The organism is Pantoea sp. SIMBA_079 (assembly GCF_046940275.1).
Taxonomy (GTDB): domain Bacteria; phylum Pseudomonadota; class Gammaproteobacteria; order Enterobacterales; family Enterobacteriaceae; genus Pantoea; species Pantoea borealis.
This window is the reverse complement of record NZ_JAWRYR010000862.1, coordinates 1-240: the sequence shown is the minus strand read 5'-3', so window position 1 is coordinate 240 and position 240 is coordinate 1. Positions and strand designations below refer to the sequence as shown.

General features: G+C 42.9%; 1 protein-coding gene. It reads right to left on the bottom strand.

Annotated elements, in window-relative coordinates; translation table 11 throughout:
• Positions 1–55 precede the first annotated feature (55 nt).
• Positions 56–240: hypothetical protein (locus tag SB719_RS22380; RefSeq protein WP_412160065.1), on the bottom strand; the 185-nt coding region annotated here is incomplete at its 5' end.

Genomic DNA, 240 nt, shown 5'->3' with positions numbered 1-240 from the left:
AATAACGAATTAGGGCAGCCATCTACTGGGGTGGCTGTTTTGCATGTGTTTGCGATTAGGGTGACAGTTCCGTTAAAATACGATTATAGATTATCCAAATTTTTGCTGTGTATTGCAACACGATTCGCACAAGTGAATTGGGCGCAAATGCCACAGCTTGATGGGTTTCCGTCACACGGATTAACCAGTTTCTTTGTGAAGCAGGATGATACGTTTGGACTGCTAGATCAAGCATACCAT